Here is an 8,729-nt window from a genome sequence, read left to right as displayed (position 1 = left end):
GAATTCGCTCACGTAACGCATCGGCGATGACCTTCCATTGTGCCCGTAGATCTTAAGCAGTCTCTTGCGCGAAGATGGTCTTGATCATTGCGATGACGCCAGGGCGCTGCTTGGCCGGAACATGCGCCAGCACATTGCGCATCCAATGAACGCGGCAACGCTGCATGGCTGCGTGGAAGACGCGTGAGGCGGCGACACGCAGGCCCTTATGATTGTCGGAGATCACCAGCTTGACGCCCCGCAGGCCGCGATCGGCGAGCGAGCGCAGGAAGCCCTTCCAAAAGGTCTCCGCCTCGGACGGGCCGGTGGCGACACCAAGCACCTCGCGCCGCCCATCGGTGTTGACGCCCACAGAAGCTATGGGCGACCGGGGAAGGAGGCAAAGTCCCCCCGAAGAGTGATCGAGGAGCTTCTGATGACGCAACCCGCTGATCTGAGCATGTCCGGAACCCCCTTTGTACAGATAAATACTTTGGTGGCCGTCATTGAGTTGAGTCTATCGAGCTGGCTTGTGAATGGAGTAATTCCAGGTCTCTCACGACAACCTTTGAAGAAACTCCAACCAGATGAACAGGATCTAATCAAGGTCCTTTTGCGTTCGCGGGATGAGGCAGTCAAAAATGGAGCTGTGATTGAGCCCTTTGTGGTCGCGTATGAAGCTGGGCGCGACGGCTTCTGGTTGGCTCGGTGGTTACGCGCAAACGGCATCGAAACGCACGTTATCCACTCAACGAGCGTCGCCGTGTCCCGCGAGCATCGACGGGCAAAAACTGATCGGCTTGACACGGCGATGTTGGTGCGCGTGTTTTTGGGATGGTTGCGCGGCGAGCGTGGACATTGCGAAATGGTCGCCATTCCGACGATCGAGGAGGAAGACGCTAAACGTCTTAAAGTCGTTTGGTCGCGGAACATTGTTGGGATCCGGTCGGATTGGCTATTGTCAAATACACCTACCGGTTCCAGCGTTTACTCGCCGCACAAGGACAGGGGTGACCCATGCTGCACATCCATCCGAACGCCCGCACCACGCCTGCCACCCGCGCCGAGATCGCCCGCTCCGTCGAATCCAGCAGCATCGTAGCGCAGCGCTACGGCATTAGCGCCGAGACGTGCGCAAATGGCGCAAGCGCGGGGCGGCAGATTGCCTCGATCGTTCCGCCGGTCCGCATCAGCTCCCTTGGAAAGCCACCGAAGAAGAGCGCGCCATCGTCTGCAACCTGCGGCGTACCACCAACTTCCCGCTCGACGATCTCACCTTCGTCGTCACCCACTTCCTGCCGCACCTCAATCGAGACAGCATCTGGCGTATCCTTAAGGCCGAAGGCCTGAACCGAAGAGTAAAATCCTTCTCCGGCCGCCCTGCTAAGGGTCAAGGCACCTTCCGCGACTACGACCTTGGCTTTATTCACATCGACATCAAGCATTTGCCAAAGTTACAAACGGCCAACGGCGAACGGCGCAAGCGCTTTCTGTTCGTGGCCATTGATCGCTGCTCGCGCTCTGTCCATCTCGCGGTCAAGGACGACGAAACCGAAAAAAGCGCCATCGCTTTCCTGCGCGAGGCAGCCGCCGCGTTCCCGTTCCGCCTCACTCACGTGCTGACCGACAACGGCAGTTGCTTCACGCCCGCATTCGCCAAGGCTTGCACCGCTTTAGGTGCACAGTATCGCCATACCAAGCCTCGGACGCCGCAGACTAACGGCATGGTTGAGCGTTTCAACGGCAGGATCACCAGCGAAGTGCTCGACATCAACGTCTACTCGCACCGAGCCCTTGAACAGCTGCTGCGCGGCTTCAACGCAGCTTACAATGCACGACGACAGCGCGTGCTGGATGCCAAGACACCAAACCAGGTCGTCGCCGAACGCCTCCAAGCCCGACTACGACACGCCAACACAAAGGCAACCGGCCAGGCAGGCCCCTGCGATACCACCAAGGCCCGCTTTATTGCTGAAGCCGCAAAGGAGGTTTCACAACCAGACAGGAGTGTAATGGCGTAACCTAGTCAGGCTACGAAGCAGACCTGGCCTAGGCTCGAGGAACTACACGACCGGGTCCACAGGGGGAAAATACCGGCCTCGGTCGTCACGCCGGGTGTATATATCGAGGAGGACGGACGGCAGCGCCCACTCGCGATCGCAGTCGAGGACAAAAACGTTGAAGGCGCGGTCGCGATGGTGCTGAGCGCGATCTACGAGATAGATTTCTTGGGTTCTCGTATGGTTTCCGGCTGGGTCGCGGCCAGCACGATGCGCCGGACGCGTAGGTGGTCGGGATCTCCAGCCGGAAGGTGAACTGGGCACTGGACGCCGACATTCAATCGTTTTTCGACATGGTCGACCAGCCATGGATCACTTGTTTCGTTGAACATCGAATCGGTGATCCGCGCATCATCCGCCTGGTCCGAAAAAGTGGATGAAGGTGGGAGTGCTTAAAGCACGAGTTTAAGACGAATGACAGGGGAACGGGCAAGGATCGGTGATTTCACCTCTACTTGCCAATATCTACCTACACTATGCCTACGACCACAGGGCTAACCGTTGGCGATAGCGGGAGCCGACAGGCGATATGATCATCCTGCGCTACGCGGATGTTACCGTCGTCGGTTCCTCGACATGATGCGCTTGCGCCTGGAGGAGTTTGCGCTGTCGCTGCATCCGGAGAAAACTCGCCTGATCGAATTCGGCCGCCACGCGGCAGCCGAGCGCGAACAGCGTGGGCTGGGCAAGCCAGAGACCTTCTCTTGCTTGGCTTGGCCTGCATCTGTAGTAAGTCCCCCAAAGGGCCGCTTCCAAACGGTCTGGAAGACACAGCGAAACCGTATGATGGCGAGGGTTCTGGAATCAAGGGAGAAAATGCGGCGACGCATGCACTGGCCAATCTCCGAACAGGGAGGATGGCTGAAGCGGGTTGCGGGAGGGTTCTTCAACTACCACGCCGTGCTGACCAACAGCAGGGCTCTCGCGGCCTTCCGATACCACGTCACTGTCTTATGGGAACGCGTGCTACGGCGGCGGCGCCAGAGGGGTCGAAAGACGTGGGACCGGATTACCCAGCCGGTTGAGGAGTGGCTCCCAAGCCTCGTATCCTACACCTTTGGCCGAGCGTTCGCTTTGCCGTCAAACACCCGAGGTAGGCGCCGTATGCAGGCAAGCCGCTCGTACGGTTCTATGCGGGGGGCTCAGTAATGGGCGTCTCTACCGTGATAGATGTGAGAGGGGAGATCGGTCGCTATTCTTCTGCGCGTGTCACGTTGGTTTGAAACACATTTTTCGACTACTTCGCCGTAGCGGTGATCGACTCGCCTTTGTCCAATCATCAAAGCACATATCATTTACAGACTTCCGGACTGTGGCCGATAGCCCTTCGCGCTAGCAATGGCGTAGCCTCAGGTCTCTCGTCTCGCACTACGAATACGCTGCACATATTCGCGCACACCGTCCATCAGCACCAGAGTGCGGCGCCTTACGTCCTACACGCTAACCAACGGCGCAGCCGGCGGCACAATATCTTCAGATACCATAGCGTCTGCCATGAAGGCGGTGCTGGCAGGGTCTACCACGAACGGAGCGGGCATCACTACGTTCGGCATCGGCTTTGAGGTCGGTCGCCTCGCTCGAGGAAAGCGGGCAGAACGCCCTGTCGACCAAAGGCCAAAATCCTGGTGGTCAGCGCGCGGTGCCATTGAGGCCGTTAGCGACACAGTGCAGATGGTGACGCGGCGGAAATGCCATCGGTCAGATCGGTTGCGGCTGCTCTGGCAGTGTTGGCGGCAGCGGTGGAGCCGGGCTATATATTGCGAAATATTAGGCTATGAATGCTGACATGAAGCTCTTCGCGGCACTCGCTATCTTTCTTCTGATCTCTGGATTGGCGCACACGCAATCCGTAAGAGTTATTGCCAGACCCTATGATAGCGCCCCTTATCTCCCAGGCGATCCGATTGCTCTTCAGCGCGTCCAGCAAGCTGCACAAGTCACGCAAGATCGCAACAACGATTCTTCTGGACAGCACGTCACCGACAGCCACGGCGCCATTGCCCGCACGGAATCGGCAATCGCATCGGACGTTCTAAACATCGTGGGATTTTTGCCGGCAGCTGGAAACGATATCGCATTGGCGCTCAGAAATGCCTATAGCGCGCTCCCCGCAGGTGGCCGCATCTACATTCCTTATGGCCGCTATCAGTCGCTGACATGCCAATCCATCACAACCAGCCAAAACGTCGAGGTTGTCGGCGCCGGCCAGGGTGCAACACAGATCATCCCCCAAATCAGTGGATGCGCTCCGCTCACAGTTACTGAAGTTGACATTAACAAGACGTTGTCATTCCGAGACTTCTCATTCGGCATTCCGCCCAACGGCATCGTACCTTCGGTTCCGCTGGACGTCAGCTTTCCCGTTGTGTCCGACCCAATGACGCACGTCCGAAAGAACGGCACGTATGCGCAGAACCTGTTCATCCAGAACGTGCAGGTCCTATCATCTCAAGTGACGCCGTTTAGTGCTTACTACATGGGCGGCATCAAGATCTACGGTGCCTGGAATGCGATGATCGACAACGTGCAGGTGGGCTGCAAGGGTGGCGGTGGCCGACCCACAATCGGCACATCGGGAGCTGGTTTCGAGTACGGTCAGGTGGAGAGTGCGACATTCCGAAATACCTCCGCATTCGCATGCTACTATGGTTGGTCACAAACGGACTATTCCGAAGGCGTAACCCTCAACAAACCGCAGGGTGTTGGTAATTACATAAGTTGGTTTATCGCCAACGCGAGTGGCAAGGTAAACGGGTTCTCCATTGACCAATTGGAGTTGGTCGGCGCCGAATTCACCGCTTACGCCTCAGCGTTGTTTTTTAATTATACGAACCAAGCGTTCATCCACGACAACCATCTTTTAGTTCTAGCCGACACAAATGCCGTCGAGCTCACAGCAACGAGCTGTCCAACAGCCAATTCGGCAGCACAGTATGCCCTGACGTTCATCGGAATGCAAACGAGCCACGTTCACGACAATGAACTCAGCGGAAATATCTATACACTCAATAATGGTATCCATTGCACGTTCGTGACTGGTGGCGAGTTTTATACCGCAGTCAGTGCCAACGATAATACCTCGAACAATCAATACGCCTTCTTTGGCGCGGCACTGACGCTCGATACTTCGACACTAAACATAACTGCCACGAATGTCGACCTGACGACGACGTCCTCCACCGGCGTAGCGATCATTGATAATGGAACTGCCAATACGAACGCCATCACATATCGCAGCGGCAATAAAATCGTGTCGTTACACTGAAGCTTTGACGCACGATATATCTACGCACCGACCTGCGATCATTGTCACACAACTTGGACAGCATGGCTATCTCGTGTCGGACTCGGTGCACGATGTTTATGCATAAGGTGGCTGGATCCGCGCAGACGGACGTATGATGCATGACATTTACCTCGTGCAGGTGAAAACGCCGGGCAAATCAAAGAGCCGTGGTACTACAGCGACCTCTTGTCCACCATACCTGCGGACAAGCGTTCCGGCCGCTTTCCGAAAGCAATGCCTGCGGTCCACCGTTGATACCGTCGAATGCAGGCTGTTGATCCCCTGAGAGAGGGTCTGAACAAGTTCTGGTCGACATGATGCGCTGTGCGTACTAGCGTTCATGCTGTCTTGAGGAGGGGCGGTGGTATGCGGCAGACGACGTTGGCGACGGCTGGATTTGATCGCGACGCCAAGACAACGCGACGAAAGACGTTTCTGAGGGAGATGGAAGGCGTCGTGCCGTGGTCAGCCATCATTGGTCTGATCGCACCGTTTTACCTCAAAGCTGGCAATGGGCGACTGCCGACCAGAGCGCGTGAATAGCTAAATGGTAGAGCGGCGGTCTTCCAGACAGCAGGTAGTAGTTCGACTCTGCCTTTCCGCTCCAAACCCGCACAAGCGACCAGCTGCTAAACCAACAATGGTTGTGCTGCTCAGGTGGTGTTTGCTATTAGTCCTTCTTCAGACCTACCAGTAGCGTCTCGATCTTAGCCTAGCTAGCTAGATCGCGACTCTTGTTTTCTGTTAATATAGGCAAGTCATCCTGCTTTCAATACGAAACACAGAAGGTTAGTGATCCAATGTTACCCCTAAGCTTGAGCTTCATTATTGCAGGGTTTTCCGTCGCACTTGGAGTTCTTATAGTCAGGCTCAGAAGCCCCGAAATCGAGTTTGAAACCACCGACTTCGTCGATTACTGACGCAACGGTCAGCAGACCGCTGATGCGTCAGGTTATGGCCATTGCCGATTAATTCGCCCGCGGACGGCAGGAACGGAGCAATAAATGCCGACCACCGAGGTTGCGCCTTGCGCCGGCTTTCCGCCTTTAGATCCGGTTATCAAAAATTGTCCCTTCGCTGCGGCTCTTGTTCCCGGGACAAAACCTGAGCCAGGCGCGCTCGGAAGTGCTGATGACGCTGCTGTTCGGAGGAGGGGTGGTCACGTCGGTGGGGCGCTCTTCGACCCCGAAATCGCCGTGCGGTGTTCGGCGAGTTGCTCGCCCACAAGGGCTTCAGCCGCATGCGCGCCAATCGGAGCTGGCAGCCGGTGGTGCTGAACATGGACCTGCCCGACCCGGTGACACCGCTCCAATTCGTTTGGACGGTGGCGCAAGCCCAAAGCCCGGTTCGGCTTCTTCCGGGTGTTCTGCGGCGGCAACGGCCGCGCCCCGCACGCAGAGCACCCCGTCTGCGCGCGCGTGGTCGCCTTCCTCGAATCGGCATTGGACAAGGCAGCCGACCTCAATGCGCCATGGCGGGGTGTGGGAACATTCTACCTCAAAGCTAGCCACGGCGCCAAAACGCTCACGACCCATCCCGCGATCCTCCGCAAAAGTAGCGGGTTCTGGCTGCGCGACATCCTCGCCTACTTGGGCGAGGACGGGAATTTCCAATGCGTCGGCGACGCCGTCATACCCGGGTTGCTCCACCTGTTCTCTCCCGCCGACTTTATCGCCAAGCGGACGGCGGAATTGGCGGACGCCACCCTCGCCGGCGAACTCGCCGACCGCAACGCCGCGTTCATCGCCGCGCTCGGCGGCCACCGCATGATGAACAGCTTCCACATTGAGGGATCCGACATCTACGGCTACGACCACGAGCTGATCTGCCATTGGATCGAAACCGAATGGCACACCGTGCGGCACGTCATGTACGACACGGCGATGCTCCGCTTGTCGAGCAGCCGGCTGGGCAAGGAGTTGCTGGACCGCGACCCGAACCAACGGGTCGGGCCTTCCACCCGATGACGGTACACGACGGCGGAACTGTGCAGCCGAACGTGGTGGGCTTCGCCGACCTCGACTGGGGCGTGTTGTTCGGCGTGATTGACAGCAGCACCTGGCACACCTGCTGGAGGAGGTTCGGACGGGTGAAAACGGTACGACGCCACGTACAGACTGGTGGAGTTCGTCGCCTGCAAGCTTACCGACATCTCACTCGACGAGGAGAACTGCTGCGGATTCCGATGATGCCGCCCACCTAATCCAAGATGATGGCGCCCATCATTCCGAAATGATGCCGCCCATCTGGAAGGCCTTCGTTGGTCGTCTTTATTGAGGGTGTGGAGTGATTTCCGTCAAGCTCGATTTGCCGGTCGATTTCGTAAAAAGGGCAGTAGCGAAGTGATCATCACGCTGCCGCATCCGGGTTCTTTGTCGTCGCGCGCCGCATGGATTCTCCTGCGAGCTCCATTCGGTGAGCGTTGTGGATGAGCCGGTCGAGGATGGCGTCGGCGTAAGTGGCCTGGTTTATGGCGCCATGCCAGGCCTCGACAGGAAGTTGGCTGGTGACGATGGTGGACGCACGGCCGTATCGGTCTTCGAGGATCTCGAGGAGGTCGTGACGCGCCTGAGGTCCAAGGGGGGCCATGCCCCAGTCATCGATGATGAGAAGTTGAACGTTCGCGAGGTTCTTGAGGCGGCGTCCAGCACTCCCATCGCCATGAGCAAGGGCGAGTTCATCGAAAAGCTTGGAGGCGCGAACGTAGAGGACGGAATAGTTATCGCGACAGGCCTTATGGCCGAGGGCGCAGGTGAGCCAGCTTTTGCCAAGACCGGTTTTGCCGGTGATGGCCAAATTTTCATGGGCCTTGATCCAGTCACCTTTCAAGAGGCTTGCGAGCAGGCCGCGGTCGAGACCGCGGACAGCGCGATAATCTATGTCTTCTGGCGTGGCTTGATGGCGCAGCTTGGCGTAGCGCAGACGCGCGCCGAGACGTTTGTCCTGTCGATGAACAAGTTCTCGATCCAAGAGCAGGGCGAGCCAGTCTGCATGGCCCAGGCTGCTGGATTCGGGGTTATCGATTAGCGCGCTGAACGCCTTGGACATGCCAAGCAGCCCAAGGGTGTTGAGTTGATCCAGAGTGGGGTGGTTGAGCACAGATGTTCTCCTCCATGGTAATAACCGGAGCCGCGGATATTGCGGTGAAGGACAGCAAGGGCCTCGTCCTCGCCTGCTGCCTCGGCGCCTTGAACGGGTTGGCCGTCGAGCCGACTATCGAGAATGGATTTGATCGAGCCATAGCTCTTGGCGCCGACGTGCAACCCCCGCTCGCAGGCCGCCTCGACCCGGCTTGCGCTGAAAGACTTGGCGAGGCGCACGATGCCTAAACAGGATCGGAACCCCTGCTCAGGGTGGGGGCGGTGCTCGAGTATCAGCTGACAAAGCATGGCCGTTGATGGACC

At 57.8% G+C, this 8,729-nt stretch carries 5 protein-coding genes and 3 pseudogenes; 5 read left to right on the top strand and 3 right to left on the bottom strand.

The window, feature by feature from the left end; translation table 11 throughout:
• A pseudogene (locus GSQ76_RS24095) lies at nt 1-361 on the bottom strand (transposase); the annotation flags it as partial.
• 54 nt (nt 362-415) lie between these two features.
• Here GSQ76_RS24095 and GSQ76_RS30945 point away from each other — a divergent pair.
• The 5 genes and pseudogenes from GSQ76_RS30945 (at nt 416) to GSQ76_RS24075 (ending at nt 7,292) form a co-directional block, all read left to right on the top strand.
• The gene (locus tag GSQ76_RS30945; RefSeq protein ID WP_174247394.1) at nt 416-1,081 is read left to right on the top strand and encodes a transposase; all 666 of its coding nucleotides are present in this window, start codon (nt 416-418) and stop codon (nt 1,079-1,081) included.
• Nucleotides 997-2,000: pseudogene (locus GSQ76_RS24090) on the top strand (DDE-type integrase/transposase/recombinase). The gene GSQ76_RS30945 and the pseudogene GSQ76_RS24090 overlap by 85 nt, the downstream one beginning before the upstream one ends.
• Nucleotides 2,001-3,825: 1,825 nt before the next feature.
• Nucleotides 3,826-5,304 (top strand): hypothetical protein, encoded by a 1,479-nt coding sequence (locus GSQ76_RS24085; RefSeq protein WP_158746652.1) that lies wholly within the window; start codon nt 3,826-3,828, stop codon nt 5,302-5,304.
• Between the two features lie 387 nt (nt 5,305-5,691).
• Entirely contained in the window at nt 5,692-5,868 is a 177-nt protein-coding gene (locus tag GSQ76_RS24080; protein ID WP_158746651.1) for a hypothetical protein, read from the top strand.
• 875 nt (nt 5,869-6,743) lie between these two features.
• Nucleotides 6,744-7,292 (top strand): hypothetical protein, encoded by a 549-nt coding sequence (locus GSQ76_RS24075; RefSeq protein WP_158746650.1) that lies wholly within the window; start codon nt 6,744-6,746, stop codon nt 7,290-7,292.
• 382 nt (nt 7,293-7,674) lie between these two features.
• Here the strand turns inward: GSQ76_RS24075 and istB are convergent, their stop codons facing one another.
• On the bottom strand, nt 7,675-8,424 hold the full coding sequence (gene istB / locus GSQ76_RS24070; protein WP_158746649.1) for an IS21-like element helper ATPase IstB: 750 nt from the start codon (nt 8,422-8,424) through the stop codon (nt 7,675-7,677).
• A pseudogene (locus GSQ76_RS32885) lies at nt 8,349-8,729 on the bottom strand (hypothetical protein); the annotation flags it as partial. The gene istB and the pseudogene GSQ76_RS32885, both read right to left, overlap by 76 nt.

Source organism: Acidisphaera sp. L21, assembly GCF_009765685.1.
In the GTDB taxonomy this organism is placed as follows: Bacteria; Pseudomonadota; Alphaproteobacteria; order Acetobacterales; family Acetobacteraceae; genus LMUY01.
Note: the sequence above shows the minus strand (reverse complement) of the source record. Positions and strands in the feature narration are given on the sequence as shown.

What these genes read in the sequence shown, in the direction of transcription:
- GSQ76_RS30945 (WP_174247394.1), top strand. Translation starts at nt 416, where the DNA reads ATGACGCAACCCGCTGATCTGAGCATGTCCGGAACCCCCTTTGTACAG.
- GSQ76_RS24085 (WP_158746652.1), top strand. Translation starts at nt 3,826, where the DNA reads ATGAAGCTCTTCGCGGCACTCGCTATCTTTCTTCTGATCTCTGGATTG.
- GSQ76_RS24080 (WP_158746651.1), top strand. Translation starts at nt 5,692, where the DNA reads ATGCGGCAGACGACGTTGGCGACGGCTGGATTTGATCGCGACGCCAAG.